General features: G+C 58.5%; 16 protein-coding genes. 13 read left to right on the forward strand and 3 right to left on the reverse strand.

Going from position 1 to position 17,997, the window contains the following annotated elements; translation table 11 throughout:
- Positions 1–37: 37 nt before the first annotated feature.
- Entirely contained in the window at positions 38–1,795 is a 1,758-nt protein-coding gene (locus tag AC2IR1_RS11315) for a cytochrome D1 domain-containing protein (RefSeq protein ID WP_486472071.1), read from the reverse strand.
- 136 nt (positions 1,796–1,931) lie between these two features.
- Between AC2IR1_RS11315 and AC2IR1_RS11320 the strand changes: the two genes are divergently transcribed.
- The 7 genes from AC2IR1_RS11320 to AC2IR1_RS11350 all read left to right on the forward strand — a co-directional run bounded on the left by AC2IR1_RS11320 (position 1,932) and on the right by AC2IR1_RS11350 (position 8,688).
- Positions 1,932–3,137 (forward strand): NnrS family protein, encoded by a 1,206-nt coding sequence (locus AC2IR1_RS11320; RefSeq protein ID WP_486472072.1) that lies wholly within the window; start codon positions 1,932–1,934, stop codon positions 3,135–3,137.
- A 118-nt stretch (positions 3,138–3,255) separates the two neighbouring features.
- Complete coding sequence (locus AC2IR1_RS11325; RefSeq protein ID WP_486472073.1) at positions 3,256–3,708, forward strand: c-type cytochrome; 453 nt, start codon at positions 3,256–3,258, stop codon at positions 3,706–3,708.
- Positions 3,709–3,720: 12 nt separating this feature from the next.
- Positions 3,721–5,118, forward strand: a complete 1,398-nt coding sequence (locus AC2IR1_RS11330) for a cbb3-type cytochrome c oxidase subunit I (protein WP_486472074.1) — start codon at positions 3,721–3,723, stop codon at positions 5,116–5,118.
- 5 nt (positions 5,119–5,123) lie between these two features.
- Positions 5,124–5,936 (forward strand): AAA family ATPase, encoded by an 813-nt coding sequence (locus tag AC2IR1_RS11335; RefSeq protein WP_486472075.1) that lies wholly within the window; start codon positions 5,124–5,126, stop codon positions 5,934–5,936.
- Between the two features lie 8 nt (positions 5,937–5,944).
- Positions 5,945–7,903, forward strand: a complete 1,959-nt coding sequence (locus AC2IR1_RS11340) for a nitric oxide reductase activation protein NorD (protein WP_486472076.1) — start codon at positions 5,945–5,947, stop codon at positions 7,901–7,903.
- Entirely contained in the window at positions 7,904–8,446 is a 543-nt protein-coding gene (locus AC2IR1_RS11345; RefSeq protein WP_486472077.1) for a cytochrome c oxidase subunit 3, read from the forward strand.
- On the forward strand, positions 8,443–8,688 hold the full coding sequence (locus tag AC2IR1_RS11350) for a cytochrome C oxidase subunit IV family protein (RefSeq protein ID WP_486472078.1): 246 nt from the start codon (positions 8,443–8,445) through the stop codon (positions 8,686–8,688). The genes AC2IR1_RS11345 and AC2IR1_RS11350 overlap by 4 nt, the downstream gene beginning before the upstream one ends.
- Positions 8,689–8,692: 4 nt before the next feature.
- Here the strand turns inward: AC2IR1_RS11350 and AC2IR1_RS11355 are convergent, their stop codons facing one another.
- The gene (locus tag AC2IR1_RS11355) at positions 8,693–9,391 is read right to left on the reverse strand and encodes a Crp/Fnr family transcriptional regulator (protein WP_486472079.1); all 699 of its coding nucleotides are present in this window, start codon (positions 9,389–9,391) and stop codon (positions 8,693–8,695) included.
- A 307-nt stretch (positions 9,392–9,698) separates the two neighbouring features.
- Between AC2IR1_RS11355 and AC2IR1_RS11360 the strand changes: the two genes are divergently transcribed.
- From AC2IR1_RS11360 to AC2IR1_RS11385, 6 genes are all read left to right on the forward strand, one after another.
- Positions 9,699–10,379 (forward strand): NnrU family protein, encoded by a 681-nt coding sequence (locus AC2IR1_RS11360; RefSeq protein WP_486472080.1) that lies wholly within the window; start codon positions 9,699–9,701, stop codon positions 10,377–10,379.
- Between the two features lie 155 nt (positions 10,380–10,534).
- A complete protein-coding gene (locus tag AC2IR1_RS11365; RefSeq protein ID WP_486472081.1) occupies positions 10,535–12,556 on the forward strand; it encodes a TonB-dependent receptor in 2,022 nt (673 codons plus the stop codon).
- Between the two features lie 8 nt (positions 12,557–12,564).
- A complete protein-coding gene (locus AC2IR1_RS11370; protein WP_486472082.1) occupies positions 12,565–12,927 on the forward strand; it encodes a hypothetical protein in 363 nt (120 codons plus the stop codon).
- Entirely contained in the window at positions 12,920–14,338 is a 1,419-nt protein-coding gene (gene hutW / locus AC2IR1_RS11375; RefSeq protein ID WP_486472083.1) for a heme anaerobic degradation radical SAM methyltransferase ChuW/HutW, read from the forward strand. The genes AC2IR1_RS11370 and hutW overlap by 8 nt, the downstream gene beginning before the upstream one ends.
- Positions 14,335–14,847 (forward strand): heme utilization cystosolic carrier protein HutX, encoded by a 513-nt coding sequence (gene hutX, locus AC2IR1_RS11380; protein WP_486472084.1) that lies wholly within the window; start codon positions 14,335–14,337, stop codon positions 14,845–14,847. Before hutW ends, hutX begins: the two co-directional genes overlap by 4 nt.
- Positions 14,848–14,849: 2 nt before the next feature.
- On the forward strand, positions 14,850–15,659 hold the full coding sequence (locus tag AC2IR1_RS11385; RefSeq protein ID WP_486472085.1) for a Rossmann-fold NAD(P)-binding domain-containing protein: 810 nt from the start codon (positions 14,850–14,852) through the stop codon (positions 15,657–15,659).
- A 170-nt stretch (positions 15,660–15,829) separates the two neighbouring features.
- On the opposite strand, the gene AC2IR1_RS11390 is transcribed toward AC2IR1_RS11385, so the two are convergent.
- Positions 15,830–17,953 (reverse strand): TonB-dependent receptor family protein, encoded by a 2,124-nt coding sequence (locus tag AC2IR1_RS11390; protein WP_486472086.1) that lies wholly within the window; start codon positions 17,951–17,953, stop codon positions 15,830–15,832.
- Between the last annotated feature and the right edge of the window lie 44 nt (positions 17,954–17,997).

Below are 17,997 nucleotides of genomic sequence, written 5' to 3' on the forward strand. Positions count from 1 at the left end.
CCTGACACCTGAAAGCGCCAGGTCCTGGGGCTTGGGATCAGTAGATGTCCTTTTGCGTGTTCAGCACGTTGAACTTGCCGGTGGGCGTGATGAGGCGCTCGTCCTTGATCACGTATTTGAGTTCCAATGTGGCGTCATCAACAACCACGATGGCGCTTTCTTTGTCCTTGGCATTCCAGACGGAGAACCAGACCTCGGTGCCCTGTTTGTTATATTCGGGTTGCACGACACGCGGCTGACCATCTGCGATGCCAGCCCATTCGCCGATCGGCAGGGTGACATAGTCTTCTTCGGTCTCGCGATCGCCATCCATCTCGGAAATGTTGAACACGGCCACAGTGGAAGTGATTTCCGCATCCGGGTTCAGCGGGGCATCGACATAGAGGTGATCGGAGTTCGGGTGGGTCTTGATAAATAGCGAACCGCCGCCCAGACCGTAGAAACTGTCGACCAGTTGCCAGGCCTGTTCCGTGTGACCTTCGGGGTCTGTGCCGATCAAAGCGATGGATTCGCCGCCAAGATGCGAGGTGGCCCAAACCGGCCCGAATACCGGGTGATCGAAGTTCGCGCCACGCCCCGGATGCGGGGTTTGGCCCTCTGTGTCGATCAACGCGGTCAGTTTACCCTCTTTCGTATCCACAACAGCGATCTTGTTACGAGCGTTGGCCGCCACAAGGAAATAGCGGTGCGTGCTATCGAGACCACCGTCATGGAGGAAACGTTCGGCTTCGATTTCCACCGTTTTCAGGTTCTTCAGATCGGAGTAGTCGACCATGAGAATCTTGCCGGTTTCCTTGACGTTGATGATGAACTCCGGGTGGAAATGCGAGGCCAGAATAGAGGCAACGCGCGGTTCCGGGTGGTAGGTCTGTTCGTCATAGATGTTGCCGCGGGTCGAGACGATTTTCAGTGGCTCAAGCGTGTCGCCGTCCATGATCACATATTGCGGCGGCCAATAGGCCCCGGCGACAGCGAACTTGTCCTCGTAGCCCTCGAATTTCGACGTTTCAACAGATCGCGCTTCCATGCCGATTTTGATCTTCGCGACTGTATTCGGCTCTTCCATCCAAAGGTCGATCATATTGACCAGACCATCGCGCCCGATCACGAAAAGATAACGGCCGGATGCGGAAATTCGCGAAATATGCACCGCATAACCGGTGTCGATGATCGACCGGATTTCATAGGTGTTGCCGTCGATCAGAGCGACTTGACCTGCATCGCGCAAAGTGACGGACATCAGGTTTTCGATGTCGATGTCGTTCATTTTTTCGGTTGGCCGATCTTCGGGCGCAACCACGACCTCCCAACTGTTTTTCATCTCTGGCATGCCCCATTCCGGCGGGGCCGGTGGGTCGAGCAGGATGTAGCGGGCCATCAGGTTGATCTCTTCCTCGGTCAGTTCCCCCGAGGTCCCCCAGTTGGGCATACCTGCCGGAGAGCCATAGGTCAGGATCGATTCGAGATAGTCATACCCGTGTTCACGGGTGATGTCGGGGGTCAGCGGCTTGCCGGTTGCCCCTTTGCGCAAAACGCCGTGACAGCCGGCGCAGCGTTGAAAATAAATTTCAGTACCAAGCTGGAATTCTTCCTGCGTCATGACAGGATCGCCCGGTTTTTTGCCCGGAAGTTCCACATTGATCTCGGCAAGCGTGGTCATGGACGGTTCATAGGCTGCAGCAGGATCGCTTGCGTGGGAATTGTCCTGGGCGAGAGCGGGCGTGACGGTGCCGGCAAAGACCAAGGCAACCGTCCCAAGCAACATGTGCTTTAGAGTGGTGGCTCGGGTGAACATCTCGTTTCTCCGTTAGCTGGTGAGGCCGAGGACACCCTCACGTCTACGTGATCGTCTCTCCTTGATTTTTGTTAAGGCTCTCGCAGACCAAATTTGAAAAAAACACTTTGACGCGCATAAAAACAGGATCCCAGTGATGAAACGGATGTTCTCACTGTTACTGGGCGAAGGGTTCCGCATTTTCTTTCTGAGCGCGGTACTCTTCGCCCTCATTTCTCTTTCGATCTGGCTGCTTGCCTATTTCGGCGGTCTCTCCCTGACACCGGACCGGATCACCCCGACCGATTGGCATGCGCATGAGCTTGTCTTCGGCTATGGCGGAGCGACCTTGGCAGGATTCTTTCTGACTGCTGTGCCAAACTGGACCGGAGCCAAGGCCGCCCGCCATGTCTATATCGGCGCGGGGGCTCTGATCTGGCTTTTGGGCCGTGTGGCGGTGTTTTATATCGACCTGTTGCCGCTTGCTGCGGTGGCCGTGGTGGACTTGGCTTTCGCGCCGTTTCTTGGCGTCAAAATCGCCACGCAGCTGATCCGCAAGCCGAAGCTGCAAAATCTGGTTTTTCTGATCTTTCTGACCCTGTTCTGGATCGGGGATGGTCTTGTCCAACTCGACTGGACCGGCCTCATGCCTGGACATGCCGGGATCGGGCTCAGGGTTGGGGTGCTGTCACTTGCGGCGATGATCATCGTTTTAGGTGGGCGCATTGCGCCCGCGTTTACCCGCAATGCGATGCATCGCGCCGGGATTGATACGAGGGAGCCCACTGAGCCGAAAATCTTCACGCCGATGGCGATTCTTTTGGCCATTGCGTTTCCCGTGGTCGAACTTGTTGCCCCTGACACGCTGGTCGCTGTTGTAATTTTTGTGACCGCCGGGCTGTTTACCCTGATTCGGGTCGCAAAATGGCACAACCGCTTTCAATGGACGCAGCCGATTCTCTGGACGCTGCACCTGTCCTATGGCGCGGTTGGTCTTGGTCTCTTGCTCTGGGGGCTGGCTGTCTCGGGTCTTGGAAACGAAATCGCGGCGCTGCATTTTCTGGCCGTGGGTGGCGTGGGTGGGATGACGATTTCCGTCATGTCCCGCGCGTCTCTGGGACATTCCGGGCGACCGCTTGTGGCCCCTAAGAGCGTTATCGCCGCTTATGTTTTGTTGCCCGTTGCCGCGGTGCTGCGTTGGTTGGGCGGGATGGATGTCGGTGGGCTTTACACGCCGCTTGTGCTGGTCTCCGGTCTGATCTGGTGCTTTGCCTTTGCGCTCAGCACAGGTGCGCTTTGGCCGATCCTGACCCGGCCGCGTCCGCCGCGCCCCCCGGTCGGCCCTCCGCCCAAGGAGTCGTAGGCGTATCCTCACGCGCCCCCAAAAGGGCCCAAAGCCCAGGATTGACTTTCGTTAAGGAGAGCGGACGAGACATGGGTCACAAGAGGGCATCCAATCGCTCAGCCAAGGAGACAGCGTCATGCGAGAAGTCATGACGAAGAGCATGGCCCGAAACGTATTTTACGGCGGTTCCCTGTTCTTCATCTTCATCTTTCTGGGGCTATCCGTTCATAGCCACATCTATATCCGGAACACATCGACGGATGCCGAAACCCTCACCGCCTCAGTGGTCGAGGGCAAGCATCTTTGGGAAAAACACGGTTGCGTCAATTGCCATACGATCTTGGGAGAAGGAGCCTATTTCGCGCCTGAGCTCGGCAATGTGATGACACGCTGGGGTGTGACGGACGACCCCGAAGCGGCCTTCGAAGGCCTCAAAGGCTGGATGATGGCCATGCCTACGGGCATCGAGGGGCGCCGTCAGATGCCCTATTTCGAACTGACCGACGAAGAATATCGCGCGCTCAGCGACTTCCTGCTCTGGACGGACACGATTCGGGCGCAGGACTGGCCCCCGAATGATGCGGGCTGAGGAGAAAAATTCATGAAATATCAAACTCAAAAAATCGCTCTGGCCTATTTCCTGACCGCGATGGCGCTCTTTGCTGTTCAGGTGACGATGGGCCTCATCATGGGCTGGATCTATGTTGACGGGAATTTCCTGTCGGAAATCCTGCCGTTCAATATCGCGCGGATGCTGCACACCAATTCGCTGATCGTCTGGTTGCTTCTGGGCTTTTTTGGTGCGGCCTATTACCTCATTCCGGAGGAAAGTGAGCGCGAGATTCACTCGCCGGCGCTGGCCTATATCCAGCTCGGGATTTTCATTCTCGGGACTCTGGGAGTTGTTGTGACCTATTTTTTCAACCTGTTCGAAGGGAATTTCCTTTTGGGCAAAGAAGGCCGCGAGTTCCTTGAACAACCGCGCTGGGTCAAGGCGGGCATCGTCGTTGCGGCGCTGATTTTCCTCTACAACATCTCCATGACGGTGCTCAAAGGCCGCAAGACCGCGATCACCAACATCATGTTGTTGGGGCTTTGGGGGCTGGCGCTTTTGTTCCTCTTCGCCTTCTACAACCCGTCCAACCTCGCGCTCGACAAACAATATTGGTGGTATGTCGTGCACCTTTGGGTCGAAGGTACGTGGGAATTGGTGATGGCGGGTATTCTCGGCTTCCTGATGCTCAAACTCACGGGCGTGGATCGTGAAGTCGTGGAGAAATGGATCTATGTCATCGCTGCGTTGGCCCTGTTCTCGGGCATTCTGGGCACCGGCCACCACTATTACTGGATCGGTACGCCGGGTTATTGGCAGTGGATCGGGTCGATCTTCTCCTCGCTCGAAGTCATTCCGTTCTTTGCAATGATGGCCTTTGCCTTTGTCATGGTCTGGAAAGGCCGTCGCGATCACCCGAACAAAGCCGCGCTTCTGTGGTCCTTGGGCTGCGCGGTTCTGGCCTTCTTCGGCGCCGGCGTCTGGGGGTTCCTGCATACGCTGCATGGGGTGAACTTCTACACCCACGGCACCCAGATTACCGCCGCCCATGGGCACCTCGCCTTCTTCGGTGCCTATGTGGCGCTCAATCTGGCGATCATCACCTATGCTATGCCACAATTGCGGGGCCGCGATCCCTATAACCAGGTGCTCAACATGGCCTCTTTCTGGCTGATGTCAGGTGGCATGCTGTTCATGACCTTCACGTTGACCTTTGCTGGCACGGTGCAAACCCACCTGCAACGGGTGAACGGTGAGTATTTCATGGATGTGCAGGATCAACTCTGGATCTTCTATGTGATGCGCTTCGGCTCCGGTGTGGCTGTGGTTCTTGGCGCTCTGCTTTTCATCTACGCCATTCTCGCGCCGCGTCGTGAAATCGTCACGCCCGGTCCGGTCGAGAAACGCCGACTGGAGAGCGACCCTGACCATATCGCCGCGGAGTAAAAGCAATGAAAGTCGCGAACATCACACAAGGCGAAGGGGCGGCAGCCGCCCCTTTCTACCTCCCGCAGGGTGACGAGGTCAGCGTTTTCGAAGCCGCCGCCGCCCATGATCTTCCTGTGCTGCTCAAAGGCCCGACGGGCTGCGGCAAAACCCGCTTTGTGGCCCATATGGCCGCGCGCCTTGGCCGCCCGCTTTACACCGTGGCCTGTCATGACGACCTGTCCGCCGCCGATCTCATCGGGCGTTACCTTTTGAAGGGCGGCGAAACCATCTGGGTCGACGGGCCTTTGACGCGGGCGGTGCGCGAGGGCGCGATCTGCTATCTCGACGAGGTGGTCGAAGCGCGCAAGGACGTGGCGGTGGTGCTGCATCCGCTCACCGACGACCGGCGCATCCTGCCGATTGACCGCACGGGGGAGGAACTGACGGCCGCGCCGGGCTTCATGCTCGTGGCCTCCTATAACCCCGGCTATCAGAACATTCTGAAAACCCTCAAACCCTCGACCCGTCAAAGATTCCTCGCGCTCGATTTCGATTTTCCCGCGCCGGAGCTTGAAATCCCCGTGGTCGCACAGGAAAGCGGCCTCTCCGAAGAGCGCGTCAAACCGCTTGTCCGGCTGGCCAATAAACTGCGCGCTATGAAGGGGCAGGACGTCGAAGAAGGGGTCTCGACCCGCCTCGTGGTCTATGCCGCCACGCTGATTGCGGGCGGGATGCCGATTGAGCGGGCCATTCTGACCGCGATGATTGAGCCGCTCAGCGACGATGCGGACACGAAACGCGGGCTCCTCGATCTTGTCACGGCCGTTTTCGGGTGAGGCAGGCCATGGGCAAGATCGAATTTGAGCCATGGGAACCCGAGGAAACCGTCGGGAAACTCTGGCACAAATGGGCCAGCCGCTTTGATGCGCCCGAGGCGTATGAGGGGGCCCGGGTCGATCTTTCGGGGATCGACGGGCGGCTGGCCGTTTTTTTTCGCGCCATGGGGGGCGATGCCTCGGTGGAGATCAAAGCGATCTCTGACGAGGCCTCCCATCACCGGCTTTCTCGTCGCCGCGCGCTGGGTAGCTTTGCCGATGACGTGCCGCGCGCCAGTTTCGATGGTGGTGCGTTGCGTCTTCCGGCGTCTCTCGCGGTGTTTCCGTTGGAGGCGGCGAATGGCTCGACCTATCTCTGGCTTGCCGCTATGGCGTCGCAAAGCATGGCCTGTGAAACAGAGGACGATCCGCTGCGGCGGGATTTGATCTGTCTGGGCCGAATCCACCGCACGCTCACAGAAACCTTTGACGAAGCGCCGGGTTTGAAAAAACTCTATGAGGAGCTTGCCGCCCTCTATCTGTCTCAGCGCCGCACGGCGGAATTGCCGGAGGCAGAGCGTCTTGTCGAAGCGCTGATACGTCATTTTCTGGGCGATCCAGCGCCGCTCTCGGACAAGGCAAAAAGTCTTCTGAATGCGGTTCTGAGCGAGGATGTCGGACAATGGCAGGCCCCGCGCAAATATCGTTCGTTTCTGCCTGTGCCGATCTGGGTCGAGCCGCGTGCGGCGCTCCGCTCTACCGGCGATGCCGTGGCGACCCATGAAGCCGAACGCTCTGATGAACAGGGCGAGCCGGAGGATGAAAAGACCCACCGTGCGCGTCGGCGTCGCTCCGATCAGGTGGAGCGCAAAGACAGTTTTATTCTGCACAAATTCGAAGCGATCCTGTCCTATGCACAATTCATCAACCTCAACCGCCGGGTTGAGGATGACGATGAGGACAGCGCTAAAAAAGCTGCCGATGATCAGGAAGAGATCAATCTCGGGGACATTCAAAAGACCCCTGCCGCCAAACTGCGCCTGCATCTCGATCTGGCACCGGAGGATGCGGATATCGAACGGTTGGCCGCCAAATGTACCTATCCCGAATGGGATGTAAAACGCGGAGTTTATCTACCGGATCATTGTCGTGTTCTGTCGCATGTCATCGCGCCCGAAGAGGGGGGTGTGGTCGTCTTTGATCGCCATGCACGCAAACGGATCGACGCCGTTAAACGGCAATTCGAGGCGCTTCGCCCGTCGATGATCTCGACGTCTGGACATCTTGACGGTGAAGAATTGGACGATGAGCGCGCGGTGCGGGCCGCCGCAGATTTTGCCGCGACAGGCGAAAGCGATGCGCGTGTCTGGCGTCAGAACCGGCCCTTGAAACGCGATCTCGCGGTGTCGATTCTTTTGGATGTCTCACGATCGACCGAAGCGACAGTCACCTGCCATCAGGGTAAGGCCCGCCCGGTGATCGACATCGAACGCGAAGCACTGACCGCGCTGGCCTGGGGTTTGGAGGCCTGTGGCGACGATTTCGCGATCCATGGCTTTTCCTCGATCAAACGAGATCGCGTGTTCATCGCGGGCGCAAAGGGGTTCGAGGAGCCAATGGGGCCGGCTGTCGAGGCGCGCATCGCCGCGCTCAAACCGGGGTTTTATACCCGTCTTGGTACCGCGATCCGACACGCAAGTGCCGATCTGTCCGCGCAGGGACGCAAACGGCGGCTGTTGCTGGTGATCACCGATGGAAAGCCCAATGATCTCGACCATTACGAGGGGCGACATGGGATCGAGGACAGCCGTATGGCAGTCCTTGAAGCGCGCCGCACGAGCCATGCGGTCTTTGGCATTACGGTCGACCGGAATGGCAAAGCCTGGTTCCCGCGGATTTTCGGGCAGGGGGGCTATGCGCTTGTGCCTGATCCGGATCGTCTGACCGAGGCGCTGCCGCGCATTTACGCGCAGATCGTGGGGCATTGAATGTCCCGAACAGAAGATACGGGCCTTTCCGAAGAGCTCCCGCATGACCTGATGATCTGGGTGCTGATCGTCTCGGAGATGCTGGTGTTCGGTGCGGGGTTATGGGCCTTTCTTGCCGTGCGCCTCTCCGATCCGCTCGGGTTTGCCGAGGCGGCGGCGCATCTGCATCCGATCACGGCAGGTCTCGGTACGATGCTTTTGGTGACGTCGGGCCTGTTCGCGGCCATCGGGGCGCGGCAGTTGACGCTCTGGCCGCTTGTCCTGGCAAGTTTGGGCGGCGTCGGGTTTCTCTGGCTTAAATCGCACGAATGGGTAGCATTGATCGCACAGGGCATTTCTACGGAAACCCATCCGTTTTTCACCTTTTACTACCTTCTGACCGGGTTTCATGCCGCGCATGTCATCGCAGGGATCGTGATCCTGATCGTCGTAATGCTACGTCGACGCGCCGTTGAAATCTCAGCCGGAGTGGCGTTCTGGCATCTGGTCGACCTGGTCTGGGTCGCGGTATTCCCGGTCATCTACCTGATGGGGGGAGCATGAGCGATCTGGTCCGGGCATGGCTGTTGCTGATTCTGGCTTCGGGGCTGACAACGGCTTTGGCGAGCGCTGGGGTGCGCGCGCTTTGGCTGGGGCCGCTTCTCTTGGCTTTGGCCTTTGTGAAAGCACGGGTGATCCTATCGGACTATCTGGACCTGAGACAGGCACCGCGAATTCTCTCCGGAATGACGCTTGCGGTGGCGCTATGGTTCGCCTTGGCTCTTGCTTTGGTTCTGATAGGATAACGTTTTAGCGCGCCCAAGAGGAAGAAGGGTCTTCTTCGACGTAGTCGCGCAAAGCCTCGATCTCTTTGATCTCGGCGGCGTTCTGTTTGATCGTGACGCCCTGTTCCTTGAGTTTCGCAAAGGCGCGCGAGAGGCTTTCGGGTTTCATGCCAAGTCGTCCCGCGATCAGCATTTTGTCATAGGGTAAGATGACCTGACAGGTGCCGCTGTCATGCTCGCACAGATCGAGCAGGAATTCCGCCACCCTCTGCGGAGCGGTGCGGGACTTGAGTTGTTCGACCTGAGACACGAGATCGTGCAGATGCGCATAGGTCGCGGTGAGCATGGAGATGGCGATCTTCGGATTGCTTTCGAGCATCTGGATCAGCGTATTGGCATTGACCGTGATCAGTTCACAATCGGTCACAGCCTCCGCCGACACCGGATAGCGCGCCGAGCGTAACGCCACCGCTTCGCCAAAGGAGTGCCCTTTGGTGAATGTGCCCACGACCGCCTCCGCGCCATTGGCGGCAATGCGGTAAAGTTTCACCCATCCGCTGGCAACGATATGGATCGCATCGGCTGGATCATCCTGGATAAAGATCGTCTCGCCACGGGTATGCCGTGTCACACGCGCCCCCTCTAGCAGGGGTTCGACCAATGCGGGGGGAGCGTTTTTGAGCAAAAGCGAGGTTCTTGCGATCTCTGCGATCTCCTTTTGCATGGCAGGCCTTTCGGAACATGAGCTATGATGGAAATTATCGCGGTGACCCTAGAGACGGGTTCAGGATATGGCAACCCGTACGCAGACGTGTCGCGGAGTGTTTTGACAATAATCAATGTATGACGCTACGACAGGCTTAGATTAATTTCTAAAGCGTTTCTCAAAAACTTGAGGCACTCAATTTTTGAGAAACGCAGCAATATCAATTTTGTGTGGAAACATTTTTCGCTCAATCTGATTCAGATTAAACGAAAAACGCTTTAAGTTAGATCGCAAAGGATGAGACAGTGGTCGGGAGAGGCATGTCATGAGCGGATGGGGCATTTTCATCCTCGCATTCGTTGCGTTCTTCCTGAGCCATGCGATCCCTGTGCGCCCGCCCGTAAAGCCGTGGATCGTCGCGCGGATCGGGGCGCGTGGGTTCGGCATTGCCTATTCGATCCTGTCGATCGCGATCCTCACCTGGCTGATCGTTGCGGCTTATCGCGCGCCATATGTGATGCTCTGGCCAACATTGATCTGGATGTCCCATGTCACGTTGACGATCATGTTGGTGGTCTGTCTGTTGCTCGCCGCCAGCATCGCGCGCCCGAACCCGTTCTCATTTGGTGGCGCACATAACGACAGGTTCGATCCTTCGCATCCGGGGATTGTGCGGTTGTCCAGACATCCGCTTTTGCTGTCGCTGGCGCTTTGGGCCTTTGCGCATGTCTTGCCCAATGGCGATCTGTCGCATGTGATCCTGTTTGGCGCCTTTGGGATTTTCGCCTTGATGGGCGGAAGGATGATCGACCGGCGGACGCGGCGACAGATGGCTGCGCGTGATGTCGATTTTGACGCGCTGCGGGCCGCGACCCGAAAGGGCCGTATCTGGCCGCCGCGCAAATCCATCCCCGCCGCGCTTTTGCGCCTCGTCCTCGGGCTGGGACTTTATGGGGTGCTCCTGAGCCTGCACGGTCCGGTGATCGGGGTCTATGTCTGGCCCTGAAATCGGGTTTGAGCAGAAATGCTTTAAAAGCTTATTGTTTTTGTCACCTATTGACTTATGTCAAGCCGTCCTTGCGTGCTACGCTGTAATTTATCCCCAAACCCAGCCCTCGATTCCGTGCCAGGTGGAAAACGCATTTTGACGCCGGGGGACATATGCAAAAGTTTACCTCATCTACTCTTTCCAGTCTTTTGATGAGTTCTGCGCTTGGGCTGTGCGCGACGGCGGGTCTTGCGGAGGACGATTATATTCTACTGGACACCATCACTGTGATTGGCACGGGTCTTCCGACCGAGGTGATGGAGAACCCGGCTTCGATCACGGTCATCAGCGCCGAAGAGTTGAAAAACACCGCGCCCGTGTCCATCGCCACCCTGCTGCGCGATGTGCCGGGGCTCCAGATCAATGAAGAAGGGATCGAACGTGTGTCGATCCGGGGCGAAACCTCGCGTCGTCTGGCAATCATGATCGACGGGCAAAAACTCACCGATCACACAAATTACGGTCAGCCCATTCTGGTCGATCCGACCACGATCGACCGCATCGAAGTGGTGCGCGGGTCGTCATCGGTGGTGTCGGGCAGCCGCGCCATCGGTGGGGTGATCAACATTATCACCAAGAAGGGCGCCGACAAACCGTTCGAACTGAGCACCACCGCGGGCTATATTTCCGCCACCGAAGGGTATCGCGCATCGGCCTCTGCCAGTGGCACGGTTCAGACGGCGTCAGGGGCGGGCGCGCTCGATTACCGGCTCGACATTGGCAAGATGGATCAGGGCAACCGCAAGACCCCGGATGGGGAGCTGGATCGTTCGTCTGTGTCCGACGACAATCTCGCCGTGCATCTGGGCTACCGCACCGGCAACCATTATTTCGGCCTCAAAGGGCAGGCCTACGATCTGGCGGCGGAGGTTTATACCGGCGATGAGGATTTCATCATCGGCCTGCCGCATCGCGATTTGCGCAAACTCTCAGCCTTTTATGAGGGCACGGATCTGACGCCATGGCTCAACACATTGCATGTCGATGCCTACCATCAGACCATTGATCGCGAATTTAACAATGATGTGACCGTTGCGATCAATCCGATGATGTCGATGAATATCCTGTCCAGCTCTGTGGATGAACAGGAAACCTCGGGCCTCAACATCAAGGCGGAGATGAAGTTCTCAGCGAACAGTCGGACTTTGGCGGGGATCGAATATGAAGATGATGCCCTCACCACCGACAAACAGACCGTGACGACGGTCATGGCGCCTGTCACCACGGTCCGTCATGACGAGGCGAAAATCCGCACGCTAAGCGTCTATGGCCAACATGAGATCTCACTCAGCGACACGCTGACCGCCAACTTGGGCGCACGCTGGTATGACGTTTCCGCCGATCATATCGCGTCTGTTGAAGATGGCGTCGAAGGGGATACTACCTCGAATTCCGATAGCCTTGTGCTGGGCGCGGCTGGGCTTGTCTGGTCCCCGAACAGCGCTCTTGCACTCAGGGCAAACCTGTCGCAGGGCTATATCTACCCAACGCTCGGCCAGATGTTCCTGACCACGACAGGTGGCGGTGTGACGCTTGAGGGCAACCCCGATCTGAAACCCGAACGGGCGACCACCTTCGAACTTGGGGCGCGCTATAATGCCGGGGCGACGACGCTGGATGCGACGCTGTTTTACACCGATGCCACCGATTACATCGCGACCGTGTCGGATGGCACGACAGGCACCTATGAGAATGTCGATCAGGCCAAAAGTTGGGGGCTTGAAGTCTATGCGGAGCATGATCTCGATCTCTGGCAAATGACGCCCTATGTCTCCCTTTCCGCCATGCGTCGCCAATTGCATTACGCCAATGGCTATATGACCTTTGACAGCGGGACGCCGGATCTTTCCGGTAAAATCGGGTTGCGCAAGGATTGGACGCTCGATCAGGTTTCCGGCACTTTCGATCTCTACGTCCGCGGCGAAAGCGGGGTGTCCTATCGCGATGACAGCGGCGCGATCAGTGATAGCACCGCAGGCTACGGCACACTGAACCTGCGCACGGATATGGATTTCGGCAATGGCCTGAGCCTTGTGGCCGAGATGATCAACCTGACCGACCGCAGCTATACCCCCTATGGTCAAATGCCGGGGGCGGAGCGTTCGATCAATCTGTTCTTGACCAAAACTTTCTGAGGTGTGCCATGCTTGAAGTCGCTTTGCTGATCTTGACGCTTGCCGCAGAGGGAGAGCCCCGGCTCACCCTCTCCCCCACGGAGGATATGGAGGACTGCCTGGCGATGCAGGATGTGGTGACGCAAATCCTCACGGAGGCGGGACAGCCGCCTCTGTTGACCCGCTGCGGCGAAACCGATGTGCGCCTGTCGCCGTTCATTCACGGCACCCCGCCCGAGGCGGAAATCCATCGCTACCGTGTGGAATTGCCCGCTGAGGACGGATACAGGGTGTTTCCTCTGACAGATGATCAATCCTGCACAGCCGACGAGGTGGCTGAGTTGGCGATCTATTGCACCAGATCTGCGCAATTTGTGCAGAACGATGGCTGACACATCCCATCCCACCAGTCGCGCCCGCAGGCCGCAGATGCCAGAGCAGGCGGCAAAGCCCGCAACCCTCAAAGACTTCTACGCCCGTGACACCGCAACCCCGCTGGCGGATGCCTTTGAGAGCAAACGCGCGGTGCATCCTTTCGTCGGTATGCGACCCGTGCCGCAGGACGAAGTGCCTGCGCTTTGGTCCGGTTTACATGCCGCTCCCCGCAAAAATCGCGCGGTGGCCTATGTGCATGTGCCGTTCTGCGAAAATCACTGTCTGTTCTGCGGGTTTTATCAAAATGCCTGGCGCGGCAGCGAAGGTGCGCCCTATGTCGATGCGGTCATTGCACAACTTGAGGCCTTTGCCCGCACGCCCGCCCGAGATGGGCCGCCTCTTCAGGCGGTCTATCTTGGCGGGGGCACGCCCACGGCGCTGGCCGCCGGGGACATCGCGCGTCTGATCACGGCGCTGCGCAGCAACCTGCCGCTTGCACCCGATTGCGAGATCACCCTTGAGGGCCGTGTACACTCCTTTGGACTTGAAAAGGCACGCGCGGCCTTTGACGCGGGGGCGACGCGTGTTTCTCTTGGTGTCCAGAGCTTTGAAAACGCGATCCGTCGCCCGCTTGGGCGCAAGGCGGAGCGGCGCGAGGTGATCCGATGCCTGGAGCGGCTTGTGGCGCTGGATTGCGGGGCCATTGTGGTTGATCTGATCTATGGCCTGCCGAAGCAGACGCCGGACCATGTCGCCTCAGACGTGGCGCTCTGTGCCGAGATCGGTCTCGATGGGTTCGACCTTTATGCGCTGAACCTCATCCCCGGCACGCCGCTTTTGACCGCGATCGACAAAGGCAAGATGTTGCCCGCCGCTAGGGCCGATCTGGGCGATTTCTTCACCGCAGGCGAAGAGGCAGCGCAGCGGGCAGGCTGGCGACAAATCTCGACGACCCATTGGCAGGGCAGCCTGCGTGAACGCAATGTCTATAATCTGGCGGTCAAGACCGGGGCCGATTGTCTGGCTTTCGGGGCCGGTGCCGGGGGCTTTGTGAATGGGGTGAATTATCGTATTCTCTCCGATCTTGCGGCTTATGCCGAAAACGCCGGGACAGAGGCTTGCCTCACGATGGGCATGATGCGGCCATCGTCGCGTGCGCCGCTTCATAATGCGATCAAATCCGGCATGGAGCGTGGGCGGTTCGATCCTGATTTGCTTGAGGCCGGTGCACGAAAGCTGACAGCAGGACGTGTCGAGGTGATGCCGCATCTTGCGCCGCTTTTGGCCCAATGGGTGCGGACGGGTCTTATGACTCGCCAACACAGATTTTACCCGCTCACGCGCGCCGGACGGTTTTGGCAGGTTGCGATGACCGCGCGTCTGATCGGCTGGCTTGATCAACATCCCGACTTGGAGGACATGATATGATTGATGACGTTACAACGCCGCAAACTCTGCAAGAGGCGCTTGGCGCCAATCCCACCGCAGCGCTCGAAGACATCGCGCGCGCGGCAAAAACCACACCTCTTGCGGTGCTCAAAGCACTTCCCGAGGGAGAGGTGGTGGAATTCGATGGCGCGCATATGGTGGCGGTGCTCGACGATATCGCAGATTGGGGTGAGGTGACCTTTGTCGTCAACACTGGACCAGTGATCCTGGAATGCAAGGCACCGCTCAAGGGCGGCACGGTTGGCCATGGCATGTATAATCTCAAAGGCAAGCCGACGGGCGGCCACCTCAATATCGAGGCCTGCGCTGTGCTGGCCTTTGTGCGACGCAAATTGTTTTCCATGGAAACGCGCTCGGTTCAGTTTTATGGTCACGACGGGCACTGCCTGTTCAAAATCTATCTCGGACGCGATGAAAATCGCCAGATTTTTCCAGAACAGATGCAGGCCTTCGATGCGCTGGAGGCGCGGTTGCAGAAGGCGAAATGAGGATGACAAAACCTGTTACGGGCGCACTTTCGGGGCGGCACATGCTCATTCTCGGGCCAGGCTATGCCGCCCGCGAGGTGGCCCGGAGGTTCGTGGCAGGAGGCGGGGAAGTCAGCGCGACCCTCAGAGCCACAGAGCATGGACCTGACCCGGAGAAAGCACATGTTCTTGAGGCCATCGGGGCAACACCCGTGGTTTTGGATGTTGAGGGGCGTTTGCTCTCTCCTTCTCTTGATGGGGTCACCGATCTTTTGATCTCCGTGCCGCCGTTAGGGGAGAGCTGTCCGGGGTATGAGGCGATCGCGACCATCCCGACACCGGATTTGCGCTGGATCGGCTATTATTCTTCGACGGCGGTTTATGGGGATTGTGGCGGCGCATGGATTGACGAAACCCGCATCCCCGATCCGCAAACCCGCGACGCCAAGGCGCGCCTCGTTGCGGAAACGCAATGGGCGGAGTTTGCCAAAGAGCGTGCTTCGGCCCTGGACATTTTGCGCATCGCCGGCATCTACGGACCCGAGGGCCGCAATCTGATCGCGCGGCTTTCTTTGGGGACGGCAAAAGCCATCCTGAAGCCCGGTCAGGTTTTTAATCGCATTCACCGCGATGATATTGCCGGAGCGACAGTCGCGTCGCTTTTGTCGCCTGAGAGGCGGCGCGTGATCAACCTTTCCGATGGTGCCCCCTGTGCCGCCTCTGATGTGATATTTGGTGTGGCCGAGATGCTGGGCCTGTCACGCCCTGAAAGCTGTCCGATCGAAGAGGCGGGGCTGCCACCCGTGGCGCCTGTGCGCCTTGCCGGGCTTTGAATTGACATACCCCGACTGGCGATCAGGATATGCGGCACTCCTGAAAGACGACATCGTCACGTTCCATTGATCCGTTCCCATTCAGACCCACCTCGCACACAAAACGCCCCGTCTCAGGGGCGTTTTGTGTGCATGTCGCTTGAGTTCAGATCATTTGAGGCTGTGACGTTTTAAAACGCCAGATTGGCCCCAATAAACACCGCACGGCCTGAACCGGGGATAAACACGGCCTGATTGGTGTACATGACCCGATCTGTCGCGACGATGGCCGAGGCATAGGTCTCATCTGTGACATTGGTAACTTCGGCGACGAGTTCCACCATGTCGCTGACCCGCCAGCGCGCGCCCAGATCGACCAGGACCGCTGACTCTTCCCAAGTCGTGTTCATATTGTCCACCGGCATCTTCTCACGCCAGGTCACCGTGCCGGAAAGCGTCAGGTTCTCCAGCGCATCCCATTCCAGACCCGCCGTCAAAAGATGTTCCGGTGCGCCGGCCAGTTGGTTGTCGCCGCGCGTCGCATCATTGTCGAAATGGAAGTCCTGCCAAGTATAGGCCAGACGCCCGCGCAGAACCGGGCTGAATTCGGCATTGAGGCCCAATTCGATCCCGTTGTGCACGGTTTTATCGGCATTGGTGGTGTAGGGGACGCCAGAGGAGGTGTTGAGCAATAGGAACTCATTGTCCAGCTCTGAATGATAAGCCACAACATCCCAGCCAAACCGATCCACGCGCCCGCGGTAGCCGATCTCGATCGTATCGGCCGTCTGGGCCTCCAGATCGGCGGCACTCACCGTGGTGGGGCTGGTGTTGACATTGCCGCCAACCGAAGAGATCAGATCGTCACTCGTGGGGGCGTCAAAACTGCGCGCAAGCGAAATCCAGGCGGTTTGATCCGCATTCGGTTTCCAACGCAGCGACAGCGAGGGGCTCCACCCGTCATAGGTGTTCTCAAAGTCAGAGCCATTGCCCCAGAGGTCTTTGTTGTCGCGGGTTGCGCGGGTGTAGGACACAGAGGGTGTCACGAGCCATTCGGACCCGATCGGCACATTCGCCCCGGCGTAGAGGCTGAGTGTCGAGACATCGAATGCGTTCTGACCGAATTGCGCCCCGCGATTGCCGCCGGAGTTCTCGTAATAATCCCGATCCGCCTCGCCATAGGCGTAATTGGCGGTCAGTTCCACCAGCGGCAGCTCATAGACATCCGGCACGTAGGCGTAACGTGCCATCAGGTTGGTGTCCCAGCCATTGGTGACCCGCACGCCGTGGGCAATCGGAAATGTGAATTCGTCATCCGTCTGGCTATAAGAGACACCGACATCATAGCGATGTGCGCCGTTTTCAAAGGTCGTGCGGGTGCCGATCAGCGTCTGTTCGGTCTCCCGCGCCGGTTTGTCGCGCACCACATTGGGACCGATCCCTGTGCCATTGCCATTGGCGCCGCCCTGAGCCGGGTTTTCGTTGATCACTGTGGAATCTGCATTCAGATCATCCCAGTTCAAGGGACCGGGAACTTCGAAATCCAGATCGGCGTGATTCAGGAACACCTGTGTCACAACACCGTTGCCCCAGTCGTAAGACATGTTGCCGCCGAAGATTTTGCGCTCCGAACTGTTGAATTCGCGCTCGCCATCCGAGGTGGAGACATCGAAGCGGAACAGAGCGGAGAGATTGCCGTCGTCAATCGCATGGCTGCCCTTAGCGCTATAGCTGTCGAAACTGCCCGCGCCAAAGGACAATCTGGTTCCCGGTTGGCTTTCTGCTGTCGGCGAGATGAAATTGAGCGCGCCACCCATGACCGAAGCCCCCAGACGGTTCGCCGAGGCGCCACGCCAGACCTCGATGGCCTCGGCTTGAGACGGGGCGGCGAGGCCGACGACGAATGTGCCATCGGCGCGGTTGATCGGCATGCCGTCCTGCAAAACGAGGATGCCGCGCTCTGTCGGGTTTTGTTGCAGGCCGGAGCCGCGAATCTGCAATCGCGGCTGGTCATGCCCGCCAAAGAATTCCTGCACCACGACACCTGGCGAGAATTTCAGCGCCTCGGCGAGGGTCGGGGAGGGGGCGGTCGCATAGTCCTCAGCGCCCACCACATCGGCGGCGAGAGGCACGTTTTGCATTTTTTCTTCCAAAAGCTCTGCCGTGCTCATCGCACCTGTGCCCTCGACCACAATGGGCTCAAGTTCGATAATCGCGCCCGGTGAGGCAGATTGCGCAAAAGCAGCGTCGTTCAAAACGGGCGTAATCAGCGCCGCTACGGCCACGCTGGACAATAGAAGTCTGGTGTCAGTCACCTGTGCTATCCCCTGTGTAAGACGGATGGCTGGCGACAGGCGGG

The sequence above is a fragment of the Pseudooceanicola sp. NS-SX8 genome, from assembly GCF_057380755.1.